This window comes from Winogradskya consettensis, from assembly GCF_018332715.1.
Taxonomy (GTDB): Bacteria; Actinomycetota; Actinomycetes; order Mycobacteriales; family Micromonosporaceae; genus Actinoplanes; species Actinoplanes consettensis.
In genome coordinates this window covers 159,147-183,071 of record NZ_BOQP01000035.1, presented here as the reverse complement: position 1 = coordinate 183,071, position 23,925 = coordinate 159,147, and the positions used below count along the sequence as shown (strand labels likewise).

Genomic DNA, 23,925 nt, shown 5'->3' with positions numbered 1-23,925 from the left:
TCCACGACCTGTCGAGAAATCGACAAACCTTGACTCCTTATCCAGGAAACGGCTGAATGCGTTCAGCGGGCACTTGATCCCCCTGTCGGGCCGGTAGCCATCAATCGCACCGGTCCGGCAGGGCCTGAAAGTGTCCGCCAAAGAGTGAAGGTCGCGAGCAGGGATGCCGCTCCGGCGACCGCGATGACCACGCCGGGCGACAGGATCTCGGCGAGTCCGCCCGCGCCGGTGATCGCCAGTCCCTGCACGACCATCGTGCCGGTGCCGACGAGTCCGAGGCTCTGTCCTCGCCATTGCGCCGGCACGGCGTCGAGGAATCGCTGGGCCAGTCCGAGCTGATACGAGAAGCCGGCGGCCGCGACGCCCAGCGCGATCGACGCCGGCACCACGCCGGGTCGCAGCACGAAGACCAGCAAAGGCGCCCCCAGAATGAGCGCCAGCCAGGGCGTGAGCCGCACGGGTGACAGGAAACGGGCCACCAGGAGATCACCCAGCAACATCCCCCCGGCCGCGGCGGCGAGCAGGATTCCGGCCAGCGAGGACGCGTACGGCACGACAACACCCTCGGACGCGACCATCAGCGATCCCGGCAACCACTGGGCCAGCAGCAACCGCCGAACGCCCCGGTCCCGCAGCAGAGCACCGTTGACCTGCCAGGTCTCCCGCACCGCGCTCCGGTCACCCGTACGGCGGGCCGGGTGGTCGGTCAGCCCGAAACGCACCACCAGCGCCGACGCCGCGCAGCCCCCGGCGGCGAGCCAGAGCGCCGAAGCCGGCCCGGTCACCGTCAGCAGCAGACCGCCCACGGCAGCCCCGACCACCTGCATCGCCCCGGACACAACGGTGAAGAGCGATCGACCCAATATGTACGCGTCCCCGTGCAGCAGGTCGGCCGTCAACGCCGTCCGGGCGGCCTGCGCCACCGGCGCGAAGCTGCCCACCACGAACACGACGAGCATCGCGCCGACCGGCGGCAGGACCGCGAGCGCTAGCACTACGGCGAGCGCCATCCGGACCAGGTCGTAGCCGACCATCAGCCGCCGCGGCCGCCACCTGTCGGCGAACGCGAGCAGCAGGGTCCCGCCGAGCACCTGGGGCAGGAACCCGGCCACGTAGGCGAGCGCGGCCAGCAAGGTCGAGCCCGTACTCGTGTAGACGAGCACCGACAGCGCCAGCATCTTGATGCTCTCGCTGATCAGCAGGAGGGCGAAGCTGCCGAGCACCGTGCGGAACTGGGTTACGGCGAACACGTCGCGATAGGTCACCGGTTCACGATCGGTGCGTGGCGGGCGTACGGCTAAAGTTTCGGTGGTGAGCGAAACATGCTGATCCAGGTCTCGCCCGCTGATCTTGCCGGGTGCCGGTATGCGATCTCGCCGCTGTTCGAGGTGGAGGGGGCGCTGTTCCTGCTGGCAGGCAACGCCGAGGCGGGCGTGCTGGCGTCGTGGGTGCGGCGGATGAAGCCGAAACTGGCGCAGTTGCGCCGGGAGGTGCCCGCGATCGGCGCGCTGACCAGCCTGTTCCGCCGTGACGACAACGCCGATTTCCTACATCCGGCGCCGGTCAGCTCGCGGCGGGAGATCGGCGAGGATCTGGCCGTCGTCCGGGCGACCCCGCTGGAGCGGGCGCGGGCCGAGCTGGAGCTGAATCTGCGCGGGCACCGCACCCCACCGGAGTACGCCCGCCACATCCTCGCCGCCGACGACGTGGTCGACCGGCTCGCCGACGCCCTGCAAGCGGCGTGGACGACGCTGATCGAGCCGGAGTGGCCACGGTTCCGCGCGGTGCTGGAGCGTGACATCGTGCAGCGGGCCGGTCGGATCGCGGCGTACGGCTGGACCGAGGGCCTGGCCGGGCTGCACCCCCGGGTGAGCTGGTCGGTGGAGAACGCCATCGCGATCGAGCATCGCGACAAGGGGACCTACGCGCTGACCGGCAACGGCCTGCTGCTCGTCCCGTCCGTCTTCGCCAACCTGGCGATCAGCACCGACCCGTCACGCCCCGTCACCATCGCCTACCGCGCGCGGGGAATCGCGGATCCGCCCGGAGCCGGGGCCGACCTGGCACCGCTGATCGGTGCGAAACGCGCCGCTATCCTACGGACGCTGCCCGCCACCACCAGCCAGCTCGCCGTCCATCTGGACCTGAGCCTGGCCGGCGTCAGCGAACACCTGAAGGTCCTGGAGAGAGCCGGCCTGATCACCCGGACCAGGACCGGCCGCTCGGTGCTCTACGCGACCACCCCGAAGGGCGAGACGTTACTGGGCTAGGTGCAGGTCGGAGTTGAGGGTGATGCCGGTGCCCTTGCGCGGCCGGGCCTCGAGGGCGCCGGTCACCGAGTTGCGCCAGAAGAGCAGGCCGTTGACGCCGGAGAGCTCGCGGGCCTTGACCACGCGGCCGTCCGGGAGGGTCAGCTTGGCGCCGCCGGTGATGTAGCAGCCCGCCTCGACCACGCAGTCGTCGCCGAGCGAGATGCCGATGCCGGCGTTGGCGCCGAGCAGGCTGCGCTCGCCGATGGTGACCTTCTCCTTGCCGCCGCCGGAGAGCGTCCCCATTATCGACGAGCCCGCGCCGATGTCGGAGTCGGCGCCGACGATGACGCCCTGCACGATGCGGCCCTCGACCATGGAGGTGCCGAGCGTGCCGGCGTTGAAGTTGCAGAAGCCCTCGTGCATGACGGTGGTGCCGGCGGCGAGGTGCGCGCCGAGGCGGACCCGGTCGGCGTCGGCGATCCGGACGCCGCTGGGCACTACGTAGTCGGTCATCCGCGGGAACTTGTCGACGCCGAAGACGGCGAGGTGACGGCCGGCGGCGCGCTCGATCAGGCGCAGCTCGTCGACGCGGTCGGCCGGGCACGGGCCGGCGGAGGTCCAGGCGACGTTGGCGAGCATGCCGAAGATGCCGTCGAGGTTCTGCGCGTTCGGCTTGACCAGGCGGTGCGAGAGCAGGTGCAGCCGCAGGTAGGCCTCGGAGGAGTCCTTGATCGGATCGGCGAGCGACGCGATCTCGACGCGGACCTCGACGGTCGACAGCCCGGCCAGCGCCTTCGGGCCGGTGAGACCGGCGGGCAGGGCGGGGGCGTCGGCGGGAACCTCCCCGAGACCGAGGTAACCGGCTGGGTACCAGGTGTCGAGCACCGTGCCGTCAGCGGTCACAGTTGCCAGGCCGATGCCCCAGGCGGGGGAGATCTCGCTACTCACGTCCGGAACCCTACCCGGTTCGGGGCAGCCGGACCGACCCAGGAGAACCATCGAGGAACTCGTCCTCGCTGATCCAGTAGGTGTAGCCCCATGGGTTGTAGACCTGCAGCTGGTCGTCGGTGTGGCCGGTCACCACGAGCTGGTGATCGTCGGTGATGAAGGGCACCGGATAGCCGTCGTCAGCGGCCCGCTCGACGTCGTCCAGGACGTCCCCGGTCAGCGCCACGTTGTCGTAGGTGACGCCGGCGCGCGGGCCGATCTCCTCGTTGGCGACCTGCTCCGACTGCCCGGCGGTCATCCCGTCGCGCCCGAGCGCGTCCTGGATCCAGCTGCGGCCGCCGTCGTACACCCGCAACTGCTCGGCCCGGAGCCGCTCGTCGAAGTCACCGTCGGTGATGCTCAGCGCGTAGATCGGATCGACCTCGGCACGGACGGTGACGGTCGAGGCCGCGACGCAGGTGGGCAACGGCCCCTGACTCCACGGCGTCCGGCTGCGACGCGCAGTGACCGGGCCGCGGTCGGGGTCGAGCGGGCTCAGGTGCCGGTCGAGCCATTCCGCATCGTGCGACGCGATCCGGGTCTCGAAAACAGCGAGATCGGCGGCGCCATAACCAGCCGCGAGACCTTTCATCAGGTACGCCCGGAGCTCCGCCGATTCCGCGCCCACAACAAGCTCCGGCGCCTTGAAAAGCGCCTCGGAAGCGCGCACCGCCATAGCGGGGGTGAGCACGCCGGTATCGGCCACGACAATGTCGTCCACGGGAGCCAGAAATGGCTCGTCGAGCAGATGTGCGCGGGCCTGGGTCGCCGCATCGTGCAGCCCCACCGCTAGATCCTCCCCGTGCGACCGCGCCGAGATGTGCGCTGCCACCCGCAGATCAACACCCTCGATCGGGCTCTCGCGCACCACGGCCTGGCCGGTCCGGTCACGCCACTGCTCGCTTTCAATCCCCTCTCCGTACGCCCGGAGCTGCCCAGAGACGTCCCGCAATGCTTGCGCCGCCCGGGCAACCTCATCGGCAAGCGCTCGTACGACCTCAGCCGCCGCGTTGTGCGCATTACCGGCCCACACCCCGGCGACCTCCGCGCCCTCGACCGTGGTCAGCGTCGCCAGCGCGACCTCCGCCGCCCCGGCCGCCTCGTCCCAGACCCGCGCGAGGCCCCGTACGCCATCCGGATCGCCCCCGAAGCCCGGCACCTCGATCGCGGCCCGCGCCCCAGCGCCCCAGCCCCCGCCGGCCGCGTGGATCTCGTCCTGCAGCGAGGTCAGCCGGTCCAGCGCGGAGTGGCTCATCGCGGCATCCCCTCAGCCGCCCGCTCGTCCGCGGCGTCGTAGTCATCAGCGGCCCTGATCAGCGCGTCGCTCAGCGCCGCGAGCGCTTCCTGCAGAACCCGCAACTCGCCCTGCCAGCTCGCGGCGACCTCGCGATAGGGCACAGCCGTGACGTAGTCGTCGAAGAGAGTGTCGATCACCACGCCGGACCCGGCCCGCGCGATCAGGCCGGCCGCCCGCGCGAGTGGATCTTCTGCCTGGTCACGTAACCGATCAGCGACCGCTCGCAGCTCTGCGGCATCGACGTGCATCAGCGTCACCTTCCGCTCGGGAACCGCCTTCGACGGTAGCTCCCGCGAGCACCCCGATCCGGTTCACGTTCGGGCGGTAATGTGCGGCCCATGGCCAACCCGCTTACCCCTGACGTGCTCGTCGACCCGGTGGAGCTGACCCGCACCCTGGTCGACATCGAGTCCGTCTCGCGCGACGAGAAGGTCATCGCCGACTGCGTCGAGGACGCGATGCGCAAGACCCCGCACCTGAGCACCGAGCGGCAGGGCAACACCGTCATGGCGCGCACCCAGCTCGGCCGGGAGCAGCGGATCGTGCTCGCCGGGCACCTGGACACCGTGCCGCTGAACGACAACTTCCCGTCGACCGTCGTCGACGACCTCATCTACGGCTGCGGCACCGCCGACATGAAGTCCGGCGTGGCGCTGGCCCTGCACCTGGCCGCGACGCTGCCCGACCCGCGCTACGACATCACCTACCTGTTCTACGAGTCGGAGGAGATCGACTCGCAGTTCAACGGGCTGCACCTGGCGGGCCAGGACCGGCCCGACTGGCTGCGCGCCGACTTCGCCGTGCTGCTCGAGCCGACGTACGGCGTGGTCGAGGCCGGCTGCCAGGGCACGATGACCGCCACCGTGCGGACCCACGGCCGCCGTGCGCACACGGCGCGGGCCTGGCGCGGTGTCAACGCGATCCACGCCGCGGGCGAGGTGCTGCGCCGGCTGGAGGACTACCAGCCGCGCCGGGTCACCATCGACGGCTGCAACTACCGCGAGGGGCTCAGCGCGGTGCGGATCTCCGGCGGGGTGGCCGGCAACGTGGTCCCCGACGAGTGCGAGATCGACGTCAACCTGCGGTTCGCCCCGGACCGCTCGGAAGAGCAGGCGCTCGCCCACCTGCGGGAGGTCTTCAAGGGCTTCGATCTGGAGGTGACCGACTCCGCGCCCGGCGCGCTGCCCGGGCTCGACGCCCCGGCCGCCCGGGATTTCCTGCTCGCGGTCGGCGAGGAGCCCGCGGCGAAGCTCGGCTGGACGGATGTGGCGCGGTTCGCGGCGCTGGGCATCCCCGCACTGAACTACGGGCCGGGCGATCCCCGGCTCGCGCACGCCCAGGACGAGCACGTGGAGATCGGCAAGATTCGCGACGGGGCAGCCACCCTGCACCGTTGGCTGGCTGCTGACGAGTAGGCGCGCGCTCCGGGCGTACGGTGCGAATCAGGTTTTTTCGGGTCTTGGGATCTCGACCGTGGCCTCGGGGTCGACGCCTTCGAAGCCCTGATCAACGGGCGGCCGATGGGCCAGCGTCATGCGCCGTTCCTCGACCACCATGCGGATGCGCCGCTGCATGCGGCGCTGCATCTTCATTCGCTCGTACCGGGTCATCACGGTGGCTCCTTCGCCCTGATGCCCGGCCGAAGCCGGACGCCGTGCATGCCGTGCGGGGTTTCGTAACTGTACAGACGTCGCAGAGCTACTTTGCGTTGCTTCAATCTGGCAAAAAGCCCGCGACGTCGCAATCCTCTTGGCAAAAGCCCACCGGATAGTTCACCGGCGCAGACGAGCAGCACTACCGTGGATGCCATGACGGACAGCTCCGATGATCGCGCTCGCCCACCTCACGAGCGTCATCGCGGCGCAGTCACGCTGCGTCGTGACTCGATTCCGCCCAGCACGGCCGATGAGAAGCTGCTTGATTCGCACCATCGCGGCGAGTGGAAGACCAAGGACGCCTGGCGGGCGCTGCGCATCCTCTCCGAATTCGTCGAGGGCTTCGATACCCTAGCCGACCTGCCGCCCGCGGTGAGCGTCTTCGGCTCGGCACGCAGCGGCCCCGACAGCCCCGAGTGCGAGATGGCAGCCGCTCTGGGCGCCGCCCTGGCCGAGGCCGGCTACGCCGTGATCACCGGCGGTGGCCCCGGTGTGATGGAGGCGGCCAACCGCGGCGCGACCGAGGCCGGCGGCATGTCCGTGGGCCTCGGCATCGAGCTCCCCTTCGAGCAGGGCCTCAACTCCTGGGTCGACATCGGCATCGACTTCCGCTACTTCTTCGTCCGCAAGACCATGTTCGTCAAGTACGCCCAGGCGTTCGTCGTGCTCCCCGGCGGCTTCGGCACCCTCGACGAATTGTTCGAGGCGGTCACCCTGGTGCAGACCCACAAGGTGACCCGCTTCCCGGTCATCCTCATGGGCACCGAATACTGGGGCGGCCTCGTCGACTGGATCAAGCAACGCCTGCTCGCCGAGGGCAAGGTGAGCCAGGACGACATGGAGCTGATCATGCTGACCGACGACGTGGAGGAAGCGGTGCAGTACATCGTGGAAGCCGACAAGGCCCTTTCCGGCAACGGAAATCGCTGACATGGCCGCGATCTGCGTCTTCTGCGCCTCCTCGACCCGCCTCGCCCCCGAGCACCTCGACCTCGCCACCACGGTCGGCAAGGCCCTCGGCCCCCGCGGCCACTCCCTGGTCTCGGGCGGCGGCTGCGTCGGCATGATGGGCGCAGTGGCCGACGGCGCCCGCGCCGGCGGAGCCCACACCCTCGGCATCATCCCCCAGTCCCTGGTCGACCTCGAGGTCGCCGACACCGCCTCGGACGAGCTGGTCGTCACCACCGACATGGGCGTCCGCAAGAACATCATGATCGAGCGCTCGGACGCCTTCATCACGCTGCCCGGCGGCCTCGGCACCCTCGACGAGCTCTTCGAGGTCTGGACCACCGCCACCCTCGACCTGCATCGCAAACCGATCGTCGTGCTCGACCCGGACGGCTTCTACACCGGCCTCTGGAAATGGCTCAACGACATCACCGACACGGCCTTCGTCCGCACCCAGGCCCTGGCCCAGGTCACCGTGGTCACCTCGATCGACGCCGCCCTCGACCACATCGAAGCGGCTCTGGCCTAGCGGAGTGCGGTCCTGGCCGCCTGCTTGACCGCGCTGGTCAGGGCGGCCAGGACCGTCGATTCCATGCGCCAGTACTGCCAGTACAGCGGGACGTCGAGGTGGCGGCCCGGGACGATCTCCACGAGGTCGCCGGTGACGGTCGGCTCGGGGAGCATTCCCCAGCCCAGGCCGAGCCGCACGGCCTGCTCGAACGCCGCCGACGCCGGGACGTAATGGATCGGCGGCGTCACGGCCGGGTCGTTCATGAAGCGGTGCTGGAGCCGGTCCTTGCGGTTGAGCAGGATCATCGGCGTGGTCGCGAAATCGGTGAAGACGCCGGGCGCGGCGACCGCCCGGTAACGCATCGAGCCCAGCGGCTCGACCCGGCAGCCCTGCACCGCGACGTCCTGCGCGGTCACCGCGGCCATCGCCGTGCCGCTGCGCAGCAGATCGGCGGTGTGGTCCTGGTCGTCCTGGTGGATGTCGAAGCTGAGCGCCGGCTCGGCGGGCAGGGCAGCCAGCGCCGGCAGAAACCACGTGAGCAGGGAATCCGCGTTCACCACCACCGAGATCCTGGTCCGCCCGCCGCCCGTCGGCGCGCCCCGGGCGGCGTCCAGCGCCTCGCGCTCCAGCAGGGCGATCTGGCCGGAGAGCCGGACGAGGGCCTGGCCCGCCTCGGTGGGTTCGGCGGGCTTGGTGCGGCGTACGAGAACCTGCCCGACGGCCTGCTCCAGCGCCTTGATCCGTTGACTGACCGCGGACGGCGTCACGTGCAGCGCACGCGCGGCCGCATCGAAACTGCCCTCGGTGATCACGGCCTCGAACGTGGCGAGCTGCTGGGCATCCATAAGTCTTCCTAATGTCCCTGAAGAATCTTTAGCTGGAGTACAGAAGATCTTCCTCCTACCGTCGAGCACGTGCTCGCCTCCACGCTCGCCGGCTTCGCCGCGGCCCTTGTCCTCATCGTCGCCATCGGCGCCCAGAACGCTTTCGTGCTCCGCCAGGGACTGCGCCGCGAACACGTCCTCCCGGTCGTCGCGATCTGCGCACTCTCCGACCTCCTGCTGATCATGGCCGGGATCGCAGGCCTGGGAGCCCTGGTGGCCGCGCATCCGGTGACGGTCACCGTCATCCGGTGGGCCGGGGCCGTCTTCCTCATCTCGTACGCCGTACTCGCCGCAAAACGAGCGCTGACGTCCTCGTCCCTCGTGGTGACCGGCCGCGCCCCCGCCACCCTGCGGACAACCGTGCTGACCTGTCTGGCCCTGACCTACCTGAACCCGCACGTCTACCTGGACACCGTGCTGCTCCTCGGCTCGGTCGCCCAGCAGCACCCACACCGCTGGCTCTTCGGCGCGGGCGCCTCGACGGCCAGCCTCCTCTGGTTCGGAACACTCGGCATCGGCGCGCGCCGGCTGGCGCCGGTACTCGAAAAGCCGAGCGCCTGGCGGATCCTCGACGGCGTCATCGCGGTCGTGATGGCCGCGCTCGGCATCGGGCTCGTCCTCTGAACCGTCTGGGAAAATCTGCGCTTCTCGCGCTTCTCGAAAGCTGACGGATTCGGGTCAGGTCCACAACGCTGCCCGGACGGCGGTCACCAGCTTCGGCATGTCCACCGGCCGGGAGGTGTCGACGCGGACCACCGGGCCGATCGCCAGCGGTTCGGCGACCGCTGCCCAGGTGGCCCAGTCGGTGGCGAGGCGCTCGGCATCCGCGTACACAGATGGCCTTTTGCGGGCGATGAAGCGGGACCGGGCGGTCTCGGCCGGGACGTCGCACCAGAGCTCCACCGTGGCCGCCGCGCCCGAGCGGGCAATGCCCCGCTGTGCGTGCTCCAGATCGCGCGGCTTGAACCACCACGAGTCGACCACGACCATGCCCGGCACCGCGGCGGCGAGCGCCCAGACGGTCTCCATGGCCACCGCGCCCAGCCCCGGCACCTCGGTCACCACGGCCTCCGCCAGCGACTCCTTGATCCGATCCTTGACCAGGCACGCGGCACCGAGCGCGGCGGCGAGGCGAGGAGCGAGGGTGCTCTTGCCCGAGCCGGGCAGCCCGTTCACCAGCACCACGTCATGCGCCACGCGCGTCCCCCTTGACTCTCCACCTGGTGGAGACACCAGGCTCTTCATCGTGGCAGCGATGAGAGGTATCGGCGAGGTGGCCAGGGCAAGCGGTCTGGCCGTGAGTGCCCTGCGGTTCTACGACAGCGCAGGGGTGCTCGTGCCCGCCGAGGTCGACCCGGCAACCGGCTACCGCCGCTACAGCGAGTCACAGCTCCTCGCTGCCCGCCTGATCGCGGGTCTGCGCCGGGTCGGCATGCCGGTCGCCGAGATAGCCCGCGCGGTCGCCCACCTCCCCGACCCACCCGCCGTCCGCGCCCTCCTGGACGACTACCAGCAGCGGCTGGAGGACGGCCTCACCGACGCCCGCCACGAGCTGACCCGCCTGCGCCACCTGCTCGCCCCCGGCCTCAACTCCCTGGAGATCACCATGACCAGCATCAGCCTCCCCGCCGACGCCCTGTCCGCCGCGCTGGACGCCGTCCGCTTCGCCGCCTCGATCGACCCCGACCTCCCCATGATCAACGGCGTCCTCCTCGAAACCCGCCCCGATTCCCTCACCCTGGTCGCCACCGACCGCTACCGCCTGGCCGTCGCCGAATCCGCCGCCACAATCACCGGCCCACCCACCCGGCTCGTCGCCCCGCTCCCCTTCATCGACGCCCTCCGCCCCCTGCTCAGCCCCGGCATCGTGACCCTCGACCTCACACCCGCCACCATCAGCGCCCAGACCCCGTCCGGCCGCCTCGACACCAGCCCCCTGGACGTCGACTTCCCCGACCACCGCGCCCTGACCTCCGCCGCCCCCTCCGCCGACGCCCGCAGCATCCAGGCCGACGCCCCCACCCTCCGCGCCGCGGTCCACGCAGCCACCCCGATCCACCGCGACCTGCAAGGCACCCCCTACGAGCTAGCCATCCTCACCCTCGACCCCACCGGCACCCTCCTGCGCACCGCCGACGAATCCGACTGGTCCGAGGACTCCCCCACCCACATCGCCGTGAACCGCGAATTCCTCCTCCAAGCCCTCGCCGCCACCGGCCCAGGCCAACTAACCCTCGAGCTCGACGGCCCCATCAAACCCCTCGCCGTCCGAACCCCCACGACCTACTCAATCCTCATGCCCGTCCGCCACTGACCACCCGCCCCCTCCCTGACCGCCGCTCCCTGACCGGCCCCTCTCTGACCGCCCGCTCCCTGACCGGCCTTTCCCTGGGCAGCCCTCGCTTGGGCGACCCCTCTGAGCAGGCACCTCTGGGCAGCCACGTCTGAGCAGCCACGTCTGAGCAGCCACGTCTGAGCAGCGTCTGGGCGGCCACGTCTGGGCGGCCACGTCTGGGCGGCCACGTCTGGGCGGCCACGTCTGGGCGGCCACGTCTGGGCGGCCACGTCTGGGCGGCCTCTCCGGGCGACCCGCTCCGGGCGTCTGTCTCTGGGCGAACCCTCTGGACGGCCCCACTGGGCGACCCCACTGGGAATCCCCGATTTGGGCGGCCTGATTTGGTGACTGGACGAGGCAGAGGACTGACAGATGACGGCAGGACAGACAGACTGGGCGCCGTGGATGAGGAAATTCGGGCCCGGCGGGCCGCTTGCACCGACACCCTTCTCGGCAATGGGCTGGGCCGCCCTCGGGAGCTGCTCGACTCCATCGACCCCGAGGTGGAAGCGGACGTCTACGGCGACGGCGGCGTCGTCGCCCAGCTCGAGGCCCGCATCGCCGAGCTGCTCGGCAAACCGGCCGCCGTGTTCCTGCCCAGCGGCACGATGGCCCAGCCCGCAGCACTTCGCGTCCACGCCGACCGGCGCAACACCCGCACGGTGGTCTGGCACCCCTACTGCCACGTCGAACGGCACGAACTGCAGGCCTACCAGCGCCTGCACCAGCTGGTCGGACGGGCCACCGGCGACTTCGACCGGCTCCTCGAGCTCAGCGACCTGGAAAAGGTGTCCGAGTCGATCGCCGCTCTCGTCATCGAGCTCCCCCAGCGTGACATCGGCGGCCAGATGCCCGCCTGGGAGGACCTGGTGGCCCAAACAACCTGGGCCCGCGAGCGCGGCGCCGCCACCCACCTCGACGGGGCACGACTCTGGGAGGCCAGCGCCGGCTACGGCCGGACCCACGCCGAGATCGCCGCGCTGTTCGACACGGTCTACGTCTCGTTCTACAAGGGAGTGGGAGCACTTCCCGGTTGCTGCGTGGCCGGCTCCGAGCAGGACATCGCCGAAATCCGCGAATGGCGCTCCCGCCTCGGCGGCACCCTCTACGGCCTGTGGCCCGCAGCGTCCTCAGCCCTCAGCCAGCTCGACGCGACCCTGGAGGAGATGCCCCTCCGGATGCAGCACGCCCAGGCGATCGCCGACGCCCTCCGGCCACTGCCCGAGGTCCGCGTGGTCCCCGACCCACCACAGTCACCGATGATGCACCTGCTCTTCGCCACCTCGCCGGAAACCTTCCGCGCCAACTCCCGACGCCTCGCCGAAGAAACAGGCCTCTGGGTCTGGCCCAGCGCCGTAGCCACCGGCGACCCCGCCACCCTCCGCACCGAACTCACCGTCGGCCGAGCCACCCTCCGCCACAAACCAGAAGCCATCGCCGAAATCCTCGCCGGCCTCTGCACCTGACCCAGGCCCCGACCCTGGCCGGGTAGCCCAGGTCGAGAGCCCTCACGTCGGGAGCCGTCGGCCGAAACCCCAGACCCGAAGCCCGGAAGCCCAAGACCGAAAGCCCGGGACCGAAAGCCCCAGGCCCGAAAGCCGCTGCTCGGTGGGCGTCCCACCGCAAACGCGCGCCGAGCAGCGGCGGTCTCTCTCGGATGAGGGGAGGTCAGCCCACGCTGACCAGGGCGGTCGTGTCGGTGTTGGTGTAGCGGGCGGTCGGGGCGAGGTAGAACTTGACGTCGCGCGGGCCGGTCGGGACGGAGAGGTGGAGTTGGAAGCTGTCCGTGGCTCCCTGGGCGAGGCCGGTGTTGCGGTAGACCTCGCACCACTGGCCGTCGTCTGAGGGCTTGCAGGCTGTGCTGGTGACCTTGACGCCGGTCGGGGTCAGGACGATGAGGGAGTAGGCGTCGAGGGGGATGCTGCCTGCGTTGGTGGCCTTGACCTGGACGGACTGCGGGTCGAGCGGGTCGCGTACCACGGTGAGCTTGAGGGTTGTCTTGGCCGGGTAGGTGGCTGCGAAATCCTGCGGGAGGCCGGTCCTGCCGTCCGGGGTGATGCCCTGGACGGTGCCGGCGTAGATCTTGATGCCGAAGACTGCTTCCGGCTGGGCGGCCACGATCGGTACGCCGACCGTGACCGACTTGCCGGGTGCCAGGTCCCAGCCGCCGCACGTCCATTTGTGGCCGGTGTCGCCGGTCGGCGCGCAGTCGGTGGACGACCCGAGCGTCAGGTTGGGCACCAGGCTGAGGGTGAAGCCGGCCCGCTCCGCCTGGGTGCTGTCATTGGTCACCGTGACCTTCGTGACCGCCGACGGCCGGCGTGGGTCGCCGGCCAGCACCACGTCGGTGAGTTTCATGCTGATCGGTTCGGGGTCCAGCGCGGCCACCCGCGTCACCGGCTGAACGGTCCCGCGAACGGCGGGCGACGATGCCGGCTGGACAGCCACGCGGCCGGGCGACGATGCCGGCTGGACAGCCACGCGGCCGGAGGGCGACGCCGGGCTGGAAGTGGACGGGGCGGGGGCCGAGGACGAGGCAGCCGCTGCGGCGGCGGGGATGGCGAGGGCGGTGAGGCTCGTGGCCAGGACCAGCAAGGTTTTCTTCATACCGTCGACACGCGCGAGCCTCCCTCCACAATGCAGTGAAGTTCAGAAAACTTTTCGCGGGACTGCGGCGAGCGTCAGAGCCGAGAGGGGAAGGCCAGGACCCCGCCGTTGGTGAACGTCAGCGAACGCCAAGCGGTCGGGAGAGCGGCCGCGACGTCTCAAATCGGCCGTTGAGCTGCAGCACCATCACCGGATGGTAACCGTCGTGCAACGGGAGGGCTGTGGTCCGGGATGCCCGGCTACGGTCGGCTCATGGGTTCCGGACCGCAGTATGACCAGCTTGTTCGTGACGCGGTGGGCGTACCCATGACGGGTTGGGAATTTGCCTGGCGGGATGGCCGGGCAGTGGGGCCTGATCCGTCCTGGTCGTTTCCCGGGCTGGCGCGGCCGTTGCTGCGCCGGGCCACGAGCATGCTCGATCTTGACACCGGCGGCGGGGAGTTGCTCGCTGAGCTGGCGCCGCTGCCGCCGCACACCGTCGCGGTGGAGGGCTGGGGGCCCAACGTCGCCGTTGCCCGTGACCGGCTGACGCCGTTCGGGGTCTCGGTGGTCACCGAGTTGCCGGGCGGTGAGGAGGAGTTCGACGTGGTGCTGAGCCGCCACGGCCGGCTGCCCGCCGACGACATCGCCCGGCTGCTCACCCGCGGCGGCACGGTGCTCAGCCAGCAGGTGGGCAGCGACGACCTGGCCGCCCTGAACGCCGAGCTCGGCGCGCCGCCGCCGCATCCCCGGGCCTGGACGGCTGCCACGGCGGTCACGGCTCTGGAGGCCGCGGGCCTGACCGTCACCGACGTCCGCGAGGAGCGGCTCCCGATGACGTTCCGCGATGTCGGCGCGGTGGTCTATCAGCTGCGCGCGGTGCCGTGGCAGATCCGCGACTTCACCGCCGAGCGCTACGACCGCACGCTGCGCCGCATGGATGCCCTGATCCGCACGCACGGCCACTTCACCGCCATGACCCACCGCTTCCTGGTGCAGGCATCCCGGTGGTGACTGAGCTCAGATTGGCTGTCGCACAACCGAAGTGCTCGGCGCTGGACGTGGAGGCGAACGCGCGGGAGCACGCTGCAGCGGTGCGGCAGACCGGGGCACGGGTCGTGGTGTTCCCGGAGCTGTCGCTGACCGGCTACGAGCTGGACGCCCCCGCGGTGGACCCCGCCGATCCCCGCCTGGCGCCCCTGATCGAGGCATGCGCCGAGACAGGCACTCTCGCGCTGGCAAGTGCACCCGTTGAGGACCGCTACCTGGCGATGCTGGCGATCGACGGCGAGGGTGCGCGGATCGCGTACCGAAAGGTGAATCTGGCCGGGCACGAGCCGGGCCATTTCGCACCCGGCCCGGGCCCCGCGGTGATCGAGGTGGATGGCTGGCGGCTGGGGCTCGCCCTGTGCAAGGACACCGGCATCCCACTGCACCAGGAGCAGACGGCAGACCTGGGGATCGACGCGTACGTCGCCGGCGTACTCGACCTCGCCCCCGACGCGGTGGTCCAGGAGGAACGCGCCCAGCGCATCTCGAAGCAGTACGGCGTCTGGGTGGCCTTCGCCAGCTTCGCGGGACCGACGGGCGACGGCTACGAGGACAACGCGGGCCGCTCCGGCATCTGGTCCCCGACCGGCGAGCTGATCGACCGCGCCGGCCCCGACCCGGACGACGTCGCCGTGGGAACGCTCAGTCGATGACCGCGCCGCAGGTGATGTTGATGGCCGTGCCGGTGATCGTGCGGGCCCAGTCGGAGGCCGCGAAGACCGCCACGTTGCCGACGTCCTCGAACGTCGCCGTGCGACCCAGCAACGTCTGACCCACGAGGTCGGCCTCGATCGCCGCGCGGCCCTCGAACGACTGCGGGATGGAGTCCGGGACGCCGCCGGTCTGCAGGGTGATGACGCGGATGCCGTACGCCCCGAGTTCGCTCGCGAGCTGGCGCCGCATCGCCTCGACCGCCTCGAACGCGGTCTGCAACCCACCGAGCCGGTAGCGGCGCGCGGCCGCCCAGTCGCCGGAGCCGCCGAACGTCAGGATGACCCCCGAGCCGCGCGGGCGCATATGGCGGGCGGCCGCGCGGGCGGTGAGGAACTTCGACCGGACAGACGTGGTCACCGGGCTGAGGTAGTCGTCGAGGGACATGTCGGCCATCGGGATGCCCTGAACATCGCTGTCGGCGATGACGTTGACCGAGATATCGATGCGCCCGGCCGTGGCCGCCACCGCATCGGCGTGGGCTTCGACCGCTTCCTCGTCCAGCGCGTCGACCGTGGCGGTCTGCGCGTCGCCGCCGGCCGCGCGGATGTCGGCCGCGACCGCCTCCAGGGTCACCGGGGTGCGGCCGGCGAGGAAGACCCGCGCGCCCTGCTGCCCGTACGCCCGGGCGATGGCCCCGCCGATCGAGCCCCCGCCGCCGTAGATGATCGCCGTCCTGCCGTCGAGCAACCGCATACCCGCCTCCTCACTGAAGAGCTTCAACGAACAATAGGCCCCGGAGGTCGTACGGAAATAGGCTAAATATTTTTGGTTCTTTCGACTATGACCGTGGACCGGTGCGGTGGCGAAGACTGGACGGGTGCCCGATCAACGATTCGACTGGGGCGGAAAGCAACCCCGGCGTATGACCCGACGCGACAAGACCCACTTCGCCGTCATTATCCTGCTCCTGATCGGCCTGCTCGGCGTACTCGCTGTGGGGGTGTCAGCCAAAGGGGCGTAGTGGAAGTGGACCGGGCTTGGCGAGGAAGTAGCCCTGGCCGAAGTCGACGCCGATCGTACGCAGCTTGTCGTGCTCGGCCCGGGTCTCGATGCCCTCGGCGACCAGACGAGCCCCGACCTCGGCCGCGAACGACACCAGCGAGCGGGCCAGCGCCGAGCGCACCGGGTCAGCGTCGATGTCGCGGGTCAGGCTGATGTCGAGCTTGATGATGTCCGGCCGCAGCTGGAGGATGTGCTGCAGGCTGGCGAACCCGGCGCCCGCGTCGTCGACCACGATCAGGACGTTCGCGGCGCGGAGCCGCCCGGTGACCTCGTTCAGCGCGGGATAGTCGGTGACCGCGGTGTGCTCGGTGACCTCCACGCAGATGTTGCCGCCGGCATGGGCCAGCACCGACGCCTGCACCGCGGGGGACATCAGCGCCTCGGCCGACAGGTTGATGCCCAGCGTCGTGTCGTACGGCATGTCGGGCAGCGCCTCGAACGCCCGCTCGATCGCGAGCAGTTCCAGGTCGACGCCGAGCCCGGCACGCCCGGCGGCGGCGAACGCGTGGGCCGGCGTCGGGAACGCGGTCAGGTCGAAACGGGCCAGCGACTCGTAGCCGACCGTCACGCCGTCACTCAGCCGCACGACGGGCTGGAAGACCATCCGGAGGGTCCGCTCGTCGAGGACGTCGCGGAGCATGCCGATGTCCTCGCGCTCGTGCTGCACCACGGGGCTGTTCACCTGGTCGCCGATCAGCTCGGCGAGCATCCCCAGGAAGAGGGCGGAGTCCTGGCCGAGCCGCGGGTCGGGCGTACGGCTGAGACAGCAGAGAATCCCCGCCCGCGAGCCGTCCGCCGTGCTCCACGGCACCCCGACGTACGAGCCGATCCCGTGCCGCTGGGTGAATCCGAGGTCACGCGTCGACACCTCGCGGCGGGCGTCGGGGATCACCGGGGAGAGCGTCCCCTCGGCCACCCGCAGGCAGTACGAATCGGTGAGCTCCACGCCCACCACCCAGGCACCGACATCACCGCTGACGGCCCGGACCACCTGGCGCCCGTCGCTGATGTCGGAGAGCACGGCGACCTCGGCACCGAGATGGGCGCGCGCGAGACCGAGCAGACGCTCGATCATCGGCCAGTCCATGCCCGCACCGATCGGCAGCACCTCCGCAGACTTGAGCCGAGCGGCGAATCAGCGGTCTGCAGCCCGGCTCGTCAGGCGGTTGAGGCCCGTCAGCACCGACTCGGCCGCCGCGGTCGCGTGGGACAGCTGACGGGTCACCTCGCCGAGCACGGCGGACTGCTCCTCGACCGAGGCGGCGATGTCGGTCTGCACGGTGTGGATGTCGGTGACCGCGGCGGTGGTGGACTGGAAGGTCTCCGACACGTCCCCGGTCTGGGCGACGATCGACTCGATGACCTGGTTGACCCGCTCGACGGAGCTGGCCGTCTGCTGGGCCAGTTCCTTCACCTCGTTGGCGACCACGGCGAAGCCACGACCGGCCTCCCCCGCCCGCGCCGCCTCGATGGTGGCGTTGAGCGCGAGCAGATTCGTCTGCGCGGCGAGCTGGGCGATCAGCGCGTTGACCTCGGCGATCTCGCTGACCGAGCGTTCGAGCCCCTGCACCTTCTCGACGGCCTGCATGGCGGTGTCCCGGCCACGCGAGGCATTGCTCGCCGCTTCCCCGGAGCGGGCCGCCACGTCCCGCACCGCCGTCGCCAGCGTGGCGAGCTCCGCGTCGACAGCCGCCACGGCCGCGATCGCCGCCTGGGCCTCGCCGCCGACCGCTTCGGCGTCCCCGGCGATCTGCGCTGCCCGCTCGGCCGTGGCCGCGAGGTTCTGCCGCTCCTCCGCGACCAGCCGGCCCTCGGATTCGCGCTGGACCCGCTCGTGGTCGAGCCGCTGTTCCTCGGTGGCCCGGTTGGCGGTCTCCGCTTCCTTCTCGGCGATCTCGGCGAAGTGCCAGAGCACGAGGATCCCGGCTACCTCGATCAGGGCGAGGCTCGCGTGCAGGACGACCTGGCGCAGCCCCTCCCAGTGCGTCATGCCGGGCATGCCGAAGACCCGGCCGGGTGCGACCAGCCCGAGGATGCCGTGGTGCACGACGACCACCAGCACGGCCCACGAGAGGGGCTCCCACTGCTGGTAGAGCGCGATGAAGACGAGAATCGCGTACAGGTGGATGTGCAGTGACATCTGCCCACCGGAGAGCTCGATCGCGACGAACGTGCAGGCGATGAGCCCGACGCTGGCGAGCGATGCCTGCGCCCGGGTGTTGCCGACGAACATGGCCGCGGCGGCGAGGACGGCGATCCCGCCGGGCAGCGCCAGGCCCTCCCACAGCGGCATCGGTCCGACAAATCCCAGCACGAGCAGCACCGGGAGATGCGCCCACAGCAGCGCCGTCACGATCCGGTGCCGGGACTGCCAGGATTCGGCCGAGAGGCGGGCACCGCGCGGCAGCCGGTTGGCGATCAGCGACATGCCTGAATCATGCCCTGGTAAAAGCCATGAAAGCGGCCAAATGCCTCAAGGCCGGGCCGCGAGCGCCTCGATCTCCACTCGGAAGGAGAGATGCACCAGACCGCTCACCTGCACCAGGGAGCTGGCCGAGGGCCGAGCGGCACCTGACCGGAGATCGCGACCATCGTGCCGGTGAAAGAGACAGCGTGGCTGTAACCGTTCGTGGGGGGCATGCCCTCGGGCATCACGTGGTGCTCCATCGCGGCAGCGTATTGCAGTTGGGGTGCCGCGCGTTAGGGCTCGGTTGCCAGTGCGCTCCGACTGCCGGGGCGCGCCGACAACACCGTCGTGAACAACTTCTCGACTAAGATCGCCGCAGCGGCCGCCGCCGCTATCGCCCTCTTCGCGTTCACCCCTGCCGAGGCTCAGGCCAGCGTGTCGACCACGACGAAGCTCGGCATCATCGGCAACTACTCCGACGCCGAGATGGCCGGCCTGCACAACGCGGGCGGGGCAGCGGACGTCCTGGTCGAGATGAACTGGTTCCAGGCCGAGCCCACCCAGGGCCAGTACGACGAGGCGTACCTGGACGGCATCGCCGCCCGGATCACCCGCCTCAGGTCGCTCGGCTACACGATCACCTTCAACGCGGGTGTCCACGAGGCCCCCGACTGGCTGCTCGCGCTGCCCGGCGCCCGCTACGTCGACCAGAACGGTGACACGTACACCGACTCGAAAGAGCCCAACCTCATCTTCGGTACGCAGTACCGCACCCTCGCCACGCGCTACCTGAAGAAGGTCTTCACGAAGGTCGGCCGGAACTTCTCCGTCGTGCGCACCGGCGGCGGCCACTGGGGCGAGCTGACCTATCCCTTCAAGCTCGACCCGGCCACCGGCAAGCTGCGCAACCTCTACTTCGCATTCGACGTCAACGCCCGCAAGGCCACGCCGACCCCCGGCTGGAAGCCCGGCATGTCCAGCACCAAGGGCCAGGCGGCCAAGTTCCTCAAGTGGTACCTGAACTCGCTCGCCGCGTACCAGAACTGGCAGATCGCCAGCCTGCGCTCCGCCGGCTACCAGGGCACGACCGCGGTTCTCTACCCCTCCTACGGCATGCGCGCCGGCGACTTCGACAGGGCCGTCGCGACCAACCTCGCCGGCACGTCCAGCCCGGAGATCAACGGCGAGGTCCAGCGCGGCTACGACGCCACCCGCCAGATCGCGGCCCTCAAGGACCCGAAGGTCGTCGTCTACGGCACCTGGGCCGAGAACGCCGACACCATCTCGTACCTCTCCGGCCTCGCCGCCGCCAAGGGCCTGCGCACGATGGCCGAGACCAGCCACGTCTGCCTCCCCAGCCAGCTCCCGGCCGTGATGGCCATCGCCCGGCGCAACAACCTGGCGGCGCTCTACATCGTCCGCCTCGCCCCGTCCGACATCATCGGCAACGCCCGTTACCTCTCGGCCGCGGCCGGATAACTCCCCGCCAGCTCCCGGCAGGCGGCGACGAGCCGCTCAGCGGCTCTGTCCCACGTGAACCCCGAGGCGTGCACGACGCCGGCAGCACCCAGCTGAGCCCGCAAATCATCATCGGCGAGCAGCCGGGAGATCGCAGCCGTCCACGCCTCGGCACACGTGGGCGCGGCGTAGAGCGCCGCACTGCCACCCACTTCCCGCAACACCGGCACGTCACTCGCGAGCACGGCGGTCCCGGCCACCATGGCCTCCAGCATGGGCAACCCAAACCCCTCAACCAGCGATGGGTACGCGAGGAGCGCCGCACCCGCGTAAAGACTCCCCAGCAGTTCCTCGGGTACGAAGGGAAGCCGCGTCACCCTTTCCCCGGCGCTCTTCTCCACCGGAAACCGCTCGTCCGCGGACCCGACCAGCACAAGCCTCGCCCCCGGAACCGCGGCGACCGCCTCCACCAGCAACCCGACGTTCTTGTGCGGCCGCTGAGCCCCGACGTGCAGCACGTACCCGGGCTCGAGCCCGAATTCCTCCCGCAGCCTGCGCGCCCCCTCGGCGCTGCCCCGCAACTCCTGATCAACCCCGTTGTGAATGACCCGCCCCGGATGAACCCGCCGCCCGTAGAACCGCTCGATCTCCTGCGCGGAAGCCGCACTCACCGTCGCCACGGTCAAGCTCCGAACCACCAGCCCGGTCATGACCCGGTACGCCCAACCGACCGCCCGCGACGGCGCAAAGCGAGCATCAGTCTCAAAAATGCAGTCGTGCACCAGCGCCACACCCGGTTTCCCCAGCACCGGCGAAGCCCCGAGGTGATAGGGAAAAAACATCACGTCAACGTCCCTGGCGGCAGCCCACCACCCCCACAGCTGCCGGACGTCAACTGCCTTCATCCCCACCCGCCGCACACTCACACCGGGCAGCGCCCCCAACGCCGCCACATCAAACCGCTCCGAGCGCTGGTCCCCCACGAACACAACAAGCTCCACCCCCGGCACCCGAGCCATCCCCCGGCAAAGCTCATAAGCCACCCGCCCGATCCCGTGATACCGCTCGTTGAGCACCCGCCCGTCAACCCCGATCCGCACGGCCATTCTCGGATCGTCGCACCACCGCCCCGCCCCGGCAGCCACTTCCCCTCCCCGTCACACTTCCCGCGCCCACCTCGTCCATGTGGCAACCAACCACATTGGAGCGCCCATGTACGCCGCTTACCTCACGCTCACCCTCATCACGGCCCTCTTCACCGCCATCGCCGCCACCTTCTACCTGATCGGCCACGACTACCCCAAAGCCCAAGCGGACATCAAACGAATCCCCCGCACCTGGGTCCCGATCCTCGGCGCATTCCTGGCAGCCGGCACCCTTGGCCTCCTGGCCGGCCTCGCCCTCCCCCTACTGGGCACCCTCGCCGCAATCGGCCTGGTCCTCTACTTCACCGGAGCCCTCATCGCCCACCTCCGAGTAGGCTCCCGCAACCTCACCGGCTGGGCGGTCTTCTTCACCACAGTCGTGGCCAACCTGGTCGTCAACCTGACCTACCACTGGTAACCAATCCCCTAGGACCGGAAGTAGGCGTACCCACCCCCGGCCGCCACCCGCTCCGCCGAGTCGAAGCCAACCTTCACCCGCTCCGGCTCAGGCCATCCCTCACCGGCAAAGCAGCCGACAACCTCCCACCTTCGTCGGATCCACCTCAACGGCGCCATACCAGAGCATTCCCACAAACCGTTCGTAACCAGAAAGCCTCCGACGCGCATGCTCCACGGCGTGGTCAGCGCAGGCCATCAAGTCCATCGACATGACGAGATCGTCGCAGATCAGCCTCGCTCCGCCGGCCCGTCCAGAGCGACCTGAGCGGTTCAGGACTGCCATCTGTGAAGCTCAGGACTCCACGACCCGGTGGCTGTCCCCGCCAGGACCGGGTTGAGAAAATACGCGACGAAGACGACGGCTTCGTCTGCCTCGGGAAGGAGGATCGCCTCTGGGACTCCCAGTTTGGCTGCTTCCCTGGCAACTTTGCGGTAGCCGGCACGCCAGGTCTCGGCAGGCAGTTGCAACGTGCTGACCCCCGCCGCCATCCCCGGACGCAAACGCCGCTGCGCGCATGCACGAATAACGTCGTCCGCCTCGATCACTTCGGAGTTCACGATCGTCACCAGATCGAGGAGGTCGCGAAAACGGCTCGAGGGGGTACCGTTCGGCTGCACTTCGGTCATGCCGGCCCATTTGTCCGCGACGTGGTCCGCCGGGTGCACAGTCCGATACGGCATCACCATCCAGCCGTGCGCGTCCGCAGCGGCCGGCGACGCTGGGGCGAGCACGGGTGAGCACGTCAGCTCCGTGTCCTGGACAACCTCGACCTTCACGGATTCCCATACACGCAGGCCGACGTACATGTCGTACTTGACCCGCACCGCCGTCTTCCCCTGCGCTTTGACGTGCTCGACCGTCTTTCGCCGGAAATCCACCCCGTCCTCGAGGTCCTTCGAGACCGCCGCGTCCAGCCCCACGATGATGTCCTCGACGTCCTCTGCATGTGTAGCAGCGTCGAGGTCTAGCGTTTTGCGAGCCGTGTATCCCAGAACCGCTCTGCGGCTCGCGAGCGCCGTACCACCCTTGAGAATCCAGTCGCGGCCCTGATCACTCATGAGTCGCTGCATCAGCCGGTCGATCGCGACGCTCCGCCTGACGTGGTCAAGCGGAAGCTTCCCTTCCCGAGCGATGCGCCGACTTCGGTCGGACAGCGACTTGGCGAGATCGCTCGACGGTTTGGAAATATCAGCCAACGGATGCTCGGGCGATACGGGCAGGTCACTCCATACCGCCAGCCCCTGCGACGAGGGGGGATCCGCAGCCCACGCCCTACCCAGAGAAAGAACAAGGCGTTCACCGTCAGGCCCAAACTCGGCTTCGCACACGGTCCGTTGCTCAGCGAGGAAATCGGCCACCCGCGGCCCTTCGGTGCCTGAAGTGCCTGACTCGAGAAGCCGCGCAAAGACCGTGCGCACCCGCGCTTGTGGCACTTTGGTCAGCACAGAGACGTAGGCCGCGGCGGCAAATTGTGCTCGACCCAGTGTCATGCAGCGTCCAGCCCTTCGTCTCCTTGAGAAGATTCGCCATAGCCGGCCGCAACAAGCAGCCCGTTGAGCACCGCGGATCCCCCTGCGGTGCTTCGCAGGCCGAGCCGCCTGCCGCGACCGGCGAGGTGACGGGCGAGGCCAGGGAAAGTGTCACGACGGCCGGTCAGCAGATCAGCAGCGACCTTGCCCACGTGAGCCGGATCGTGGCCGCCCATCCGGTCGTCCAGAAGATCCGCGACGGTGCGGGCGGGCGTGGTGATCGGCAGCCCGTTCATCACTGTGACATCACCAGGGTCGAGGCTTCGCACCCGGAAGCGGATGTCAGGCTGCCTACTCCAGCGCCGCTCCGGGATGGTGATGTCCATCGGCCATACCGAAAGGTCACCGGCCTCCCACACCTGAGCGGCGGCAGCATGCGAGAGCACCGGCCCGCTGATCAGCTCGGCGTCGGGATCGCGATCGGGATTGCTGGCAAGCCACGCGGCTCTCAGATCAGTCAGGTCCGACGTGCCACCGCGCATCAGGTAGATGCCGCGGCGCAGAGCGACGATTGCTTCGGCCTCCGCAAGTCTGCCCAGGGCAGCCCGACTGATCCCCTGTCCAGCGGCCTGGGCAGTGCTGATGAGCCCGCCCTGCCGCTCCGCCACTGCGGCCAGAGCCGCAAAACGCCGCGCATTCATACAGCGAATGTATCGCTCAGCGATACAAACGTCCACCAAGATTTGCTATAAACGGTGATTAAGG

The 23,925-nt window shown here is 69.8% G+C and carries 25 protein-coding genes; 11 read left to right on the top strand and 14 right to left on the bottom strand.

Annotated elements, in window-relative coordinates:
* Positions 1–62: 62 nt before the first annotated feature.
* Complete coding sequence (locus tag Aco04nite_RS31090) at positions 63–1,265, bottom strand: MFS transporter (RefSeq protein WP_244876417.1); 1,203 nt, start codon at positions 1,263–1,265, stop codon at positions 63–65.
* A gap of 57 nt (positions 1,266–1,322) precedes the next feature.
* Between Aco04nite_RS31090 and Aco04nite_RS31085 the strand changes: the two genes are divergently transcribed.
* Positions 1,323–2,270, top strand: a complete 948-nt coding sequence (locus Aco04nite_RS31085) for an ArsR/SmtB family transcription factor (protein WP_213000789.1) — start codon at positions 1,323–1,325, stop codon at positions 2,268–2,270.
* Here the strand turns inward: Aco04nite_RS31085 and dapD are convergent.
* The 3 genes from dapD to Aco04nite_RS31070 are packed head-to-tail and all read right to left on the bottom strand — an operon-like array spanning position 2,259 to position 4,784.
* Positions 2,259–3,200: a 2,3,4,5-tetrahydropyridine-2,6-dicarboxylate N-succinyltransferase gene (dapD, locus tag Aco04nite_RS31080; protein WP_213000788.1), complete on the bottom strand. Its 942-nt coding sequence runs from the start codon at positions 3,198–3,200 to the stop codon at positions 2,259–2,261. The two genes, Aco04nite_RS31085 and dapD, sit on opposite strands and share 12 nt — an antisense overlap.
* Before the next feature lie 10 nt (positions 3,201–3,210).
* Positions 3,211–4,494 carry a hypothetical protein gene (locus Aco04nite_RS31075; protein WP_213000787.1) on the bottom strand — a complete coding sequence of 428 codons (1,284 nt, stop codon included), beginning with the start codon at positions 4,492–4,494 and terminating at the stop codon, positions 3,211–3,213.
* Complete coding sequence (locus tag Aco04nite_RS31070) at positions 4,491–4,784, bottom strand: hypothetical protein (protein ID WP_213000786.1); 294 nt, start codon at positions 4,782–4,784, stop codon at positions 4,491–4,493. Before Aco04nite_RS31070 ends, Aco04nite_RS31075 begins: the two co-directional genes overlap by 4 nt.
* A gap of 90 nt (positions 4,785–4,874) precedes the next feature.
* On the opposite strand from Aco04nite_RS31070, the gene dapE reads away from it, so the two are divergent.
* On the top strand, positions 4,875–5,951 hold the full coding sequence (dapE, locus tag Aco04nite_RS31065) for a succinyl-diaminopimelate desuccinylase (protein WP_213000785.1): 1,077 nt from the start codon (positions 4,875–4,877) through the stop codon (positions 5,949–5,951).
* 27 nt (positions 5,952–5,978) lie between these two features.
* Here dapE and Aco04nite_RS31060 read toward each other — a convergent pair whose 3' ends face one another.
* The gene (locus Aco04nite_RS31060) at positions 5,979–6,146 is read right to left on the bottom strand and encodes a hypothetical protein (RefSeq protein WP_213000784.1); all 168 of its coding nucleotides are present in this window, start codon (positions 6,144–6,146) and stop codon (positions 5,979–5,981) included.
* A gap of 198 nt (positions 6,147–6,344) precedes the next feature.
* Between Aco04nite_RS31060 and Aco04nite_RS31055 the strand changes: the two genes are divergently transcribed.
* Positions 6,345–7,121, top strand: a complete 777-nt coding sequence (locus Aco04nite_RS31055; protein WP_213000783.1) for an LOG family protein — start codon at positions 6,345–6,347, stop codon at positions 7,119–7,121.
* A 1-nt stretch (position 7,122) separates the two neighbouring features.
* On the top strand, positions 7,123–7,668 hold the full coding sequence (locus tag Aco04nite_RS31050) for an LOG family protein (protein WP_213000782.1): 546 nt from the start codon (positions 7,123–7,125) through the stop codon (positions 7,666–7,668).
* On the opposite strand, the gene Aco04nite_RS31045 is transcribed toward Aco04nite_RS31050, so the two are convergent.
* Positions 7,665–8,495 (bottom strand): LysR family transcriptional regulator ArgP, encoded by an 831-nt coding sequence (locus tag Aco04nite_RS31045; protein ID WP_213000781.1) that lies wholly within the window; start codon positions 8,493–8,495, stop codon positions 7,665–7,667. The genes Aco04nite_RS31050 and Aco04nite_RS31045 overlap by 4 nt on opposite strands.
* Positions 8,496–8,564: 69 nt before the next feature.
* On the opposite strand from Aco04nite_RS31045, the gene Aco04nite_RS31040 reads away from it, so the two are divergent.
* The gene (locus Aco04nite_RS31040) at positions 8,565–9,158 is read left to right on the top strand and encodes a LysE/ArgO family amino acid transporter (RefSeq protein ID WP_213000780.1); all 594 of its coding nucleotides are present in this window, start codon (positions 8,565–8,567) and stop codon (positions 9,156–9,158) included.
* A gap of 54 nt (positions 9,159–9,212) precedes the next feature.
* Here the strand turns inward: Aco04nite_RS31040 and Aco04nite_RS31035 are convergent, their stop codons facing one another.
* A complete protein-coding gene (locus tag Aco04nite_RS31035; protein ID WP_213000779.1) occupies positions 9,213–9,731 on the bottom strand; it encodes a P-loop nucleotide/nucleoside kinase family protein in 519 nt (172 codons plus the stop codon).
* A gap of 58 nt (positions 9,732–9,789) precedes the next feature.
* Between Aco04nite_RS31035 and Aco04nite_RS31030 the strand changes: the two genes are divergently transcribed.
* On the top strand, positions 9,790–10,848 hold the full coding sequence (locus Aco04nite_RS31030) for a DNA polymerase III subunit beta family protein (RefSeq protein WP_213000778.1): 1,059 nt from the start codon (positions 9,790–9,792) through the stop codon (positions 10,846–10,848).
* Positions 10,849–11,270: 422 nt separating this feature from the next.
* Positions 11,271–12,335, top strand: a complete 1,065-nt coding sequence (locus tag Aco04nite_RS31025) for a threonine aldolase family protein (RefSeq protein ID WP_213000777.1) — start codon at positions 11,271–11,273, stop codon at positions 12,333–12,335.
* A 202-nt stretch (positions 12,336–12,537) separates the two neighbouring features.
* Here Aco04nite_RS31025 and Aco04nite_RS31020 read toward each other — a convergent pair whose 3' ends face one another.
* A complete protein-coding gene (locus Aco04nite_RS31020) occupies positions 12,538–13,476 on the bottom strand; it encodes a hypothetical protein (protein ID WP_213000776.1) in 939 nt (312 codons plus the stop codon).
* 252 nt (positions 13,477–13,728) lie between these two features.
* Between Aco04nite_RS31020 and Aco04nite_RS31015 the strand changes: the two genes are divergently transcribed.
* Positions 13,729–14,469, top strand: coding sequence for a class I SAM-dependent methyltransferase (locus tag Aco04nite_RS31015; RefSeq protein ID WP_203839713.1), 741 nt, complete (start codon positions 13,729–13,731; stop codon positions 14,467–14,469).
* A complete protein-coding gene (locus Aco04nite_RS31010) occupies positions 14,463–15,158 on the top strand; it encodes a carbon-nitrogen hydrolase family protein (protein ID WP_213000775.1) in 696 nt (231 codons plus the stop codon). Before Aco04nite_RS31015 ends, Aco04nite_RS31010 begins: the two co-directional genes overlap by 7 nt.
* On the opposite strand, the gene Aco04nite_RS31005 is transcribed toward Aco04nite_RS31010, so the two are convergent.
* The 3 genes from Aco04nite_RS31005 to Aco04nite_RS30995 all read right to left on the bottom strand — a co-directional run bounded on the left by Aco04nite_RS31005 (position 15,148) and on the right by Aco04nite_RS30995 (position 18,649).
* Positions 15,148–15,912 (bottom strand): SDR family NAD(P)-dependent oxidoreductase, encoded by a 765-nt coding sequence (locus Aco04nite_RS31005; protein WP_213000774.1) that lies wholly within the window; start codon positions 15,910–15,912, stop codon positions 15,148–15,150. The genes Aco04nite_RS31010 and Aco04nite_RS31005 overlap by 11 nt on opposite strands.
* A gap of 250 nt (positions 15,913–16,162) precedes the next feature.
* Positions 16,163–17,296: an EAL domain-containing protein gene (locus tag Aco04nite_RS31000; RefSeq protein WP_244876416.1), complete on the bottom strand. Its 1,134-nt coding sequence runs from the start codon at positions 17,294–17,296 to the stop codon at positions 16,163–16,165.
* A gap of 60 nt (positions 17,297–17,356) precedes the next feature.
* Positions 17,357–18,649, bottom strand: coding sequence for a methyl-accepting chemotaxis protein (locus Aco04nite_RS30995; protein WP_213000773.1), 1,293 nt, complete (start codon positions 18,647–18,649; stop codon positions 17,357–17,359).
* 327 nt (positions 18,650–18,976) lie between these two features.
* Between Aco04nite_RS30995 and Aco04nite_RS30990 the strand changes: the two genes are divergently transcribed.
* On the top strand, positions 18,977–20,107 hold the full coding sequence (locus Aco04nite_RS30990) for a beta-galactosidase (RefSeq protein ID WP_213000772.1): 1,131 nt from the start codon (positions 18,977–18,979) through the stop codon (positions 20,105–20,107).
* Here the strand turns inward: Aco04nite_RS30990 and Aco04nite_RS49760 are convergent.
* Positions 20,083–21,192 (bottom strand): glycosyltransferase family 4 protein, encoded by a 1,110-nt coding sequence (locus tag Aco04nite_RS49760; protein WP_280519393.1) that lies wholly within the window; start codon positions 21,190–21,192, stop codon positions 20,083–20,085. The two genes, Aco04nite_RS30990 and Aco04nite_RS49760, sit on opposite strands and share 25 nt — an antisense overlap.
* A 106-nt stretch (positions 21,193–21,298) precedes the next feature.
* Here Aco04nite_RS49760 and Aco04nite_RS30980 point away from each other — a divergent pair, with 106 nt between their 5' ends.
* The gene (locus Aco04nite_RS30980) at positions 21,299–21,649 is read left to right on the top strand and encodes a DoxX family protein (protein WP_213000771.1); all 351 of its coding nucleotides are present in this window, start codon (positions 21,299–21,301) and stop codon (positions 21,647–21,649) included.
* Between the two features lie 311 nt (positions 21,650–21,960).
* Here the strand turns inward: Aco04nite_RS30980 and Aco04nite_RS30975 are convergent, their stop codons facing one another.
* Positions 21,961–23,181: a nucleotidyl transferase AbiEii/AbiGii toxin family protein gene (locus Aco04nite_RS30975; protein ID WP_213000770.1), complete on the bottom strand. Its 1,221-nt coding sequence runs from the start codon at positions 23,179–23,181 to the stop codon at positions 21,961–21,963.
* Entirely contained in the window at positions 23,178–23,861 is a 684-nt protein-coding gene (locus tag Aco04nite_RS30970) for a type IV toxin-antitoxin system AbiEi family antitoxin domain-containing protein (RefSeq protein ID WP_213000769.1), read from the bottom strand. The genes Aco04nite_RS30975 and Aco04nite_RS30970 overlap by 4 nt, the downstream gene beginning before the upstream one ends.
* Positions 23,862–23,925: the final 64 nt, after the last annotated feature.

Bases quoted from the DNA above. Each gene is read 5' to 3' on its own strand.
- Aco04nite_RS31085 (WP_213000789.1), top strand. From the start codon at position 1,323: ATGCTGATCCAGGTCTCGCCCGCTGATCTTGCCGGGTGCCGGTATGCG.
- Aco04nite_RS31075 (WP_213000787.1), bottom strand. From the start codon at position 4,494: ATGAGCCACTCCGCGCTGGACCGGCTGACCTCGCTGCAGGACGAGATC.
- Aco04nite_RS31070 (WP_213000786.1), bottom strand. From the start codon at position 4,784: ATGCACGTCGATGCCGCAGAGCTGCGAGCGGTCGCTGATCGGTTACGT.
- dapE (WP_213000785.1), top strand. From the start codon at position 4,875: ATGGCCAACCCGCTTACCCCTGACGTGCTCGTCGACCCGGTGGAGCTG.
- Aco04nite_RS31060 (WP_213000784.1), bottom strand. From the start codon at position 6,146: ATGACCCGGTACGAGCGAATGAAGATGCAGCGCCGCATGCAGCGGCGC.
- Aco04nite_RS31055 (WP_213000783.1), top strand. From the start codon at position 6,345: ATGACGGACAGCTCCGATGATCGCGCTCGCCCACCTCACGAGCGTCAT.
- Aco04nite_RS31050 (WP_213000782.1), top strand. From the start codon at position 7,123: ATGGCCGCGATCTGCGTCTTCTGCGCCTCCTCGACCCGCCTCGCCCCC.
- Aco04nite_RS31045 (WP_213000781.1), bottom strand. From the start codon at position 8,495: ATGGATGCCCAGCAGCTCGCCACGTTCGAGGCCGTGATCACCGAGGGC.
- Aco04nite_RS31030 (WP_213000778.1), top strand. From the start codon at position 9,790: ATGAGAGGTATCGGCGAGGTGGCCAGGGCAAGCGGTCTGGCCGTGAGT.
- Aco04nite_RS31020 (WP_213000776.1), bottom strand. From the start codon at position 13,476: ATGAAGAAAACCTTGCTGGTCCTGGCCACGAGCCTCACCGCCCTCGCC.
- Aco04nite_RS31015 (WP_203839713.1), top strand. From the start codon at position 13,729: ATGGGTTCCGGACCGCAGTATGACCAGCTTGTTCGTGACGCGGTGGGC.
- Aco04nite_RS31005 (WP_213000774.1), bottom strand. From the start codon at position 15,912: ATGCGGTTGCTCGACGGCAGGACGGCGATCATCTACGGCGGCGGGGGC.
- Aco04nite_RS31000 (WP_244876416.1), bottom strand. From the start codon at position 17,296: ATGATCGAGCGTCTGCTCGGTCTCGCGCGCGCCCATCTCGGTGCCGAG.
- Aco04nite_RS30995 (WP_213000773.1), bottom strand. From the start codon at position 18,649: ATGTCGCTGATCGCCAACCGGCTGCCGCGCGGTGCCCGCCTCTCGGCC.
- Aco04nite_RS49760 (WP_280519393.1), bottom strand. From the start codon at position 21,192: ATGGCCGTGCGGATCGGGGTTGACGGGCGGGTGCTCAACGAGCGGTAT.
- Aco04nite_RS30980 (WP_213000771.1), top strand. From the start codon at position 21,299: ATGTACGCCGCTTACCTCACGCTCACCCTCATCACGGCCCTCTTCACC.
- Aco04nite_RS30975 (WP_213000770.1), bottom strand. From the start codon at position 23,181: ATGACACTGGGTCGAGCACAATTTGCCGCCGCGGCCTACGTCTCTGTG.
- Aco04nite_RS30970 (WP_213000769.1), bottom strand. From the start codon at position 23,861: ATGAATGCGCGGCGTTTTGCGGCTCTGGCCGCAGTGGCGGAGCGGCAG.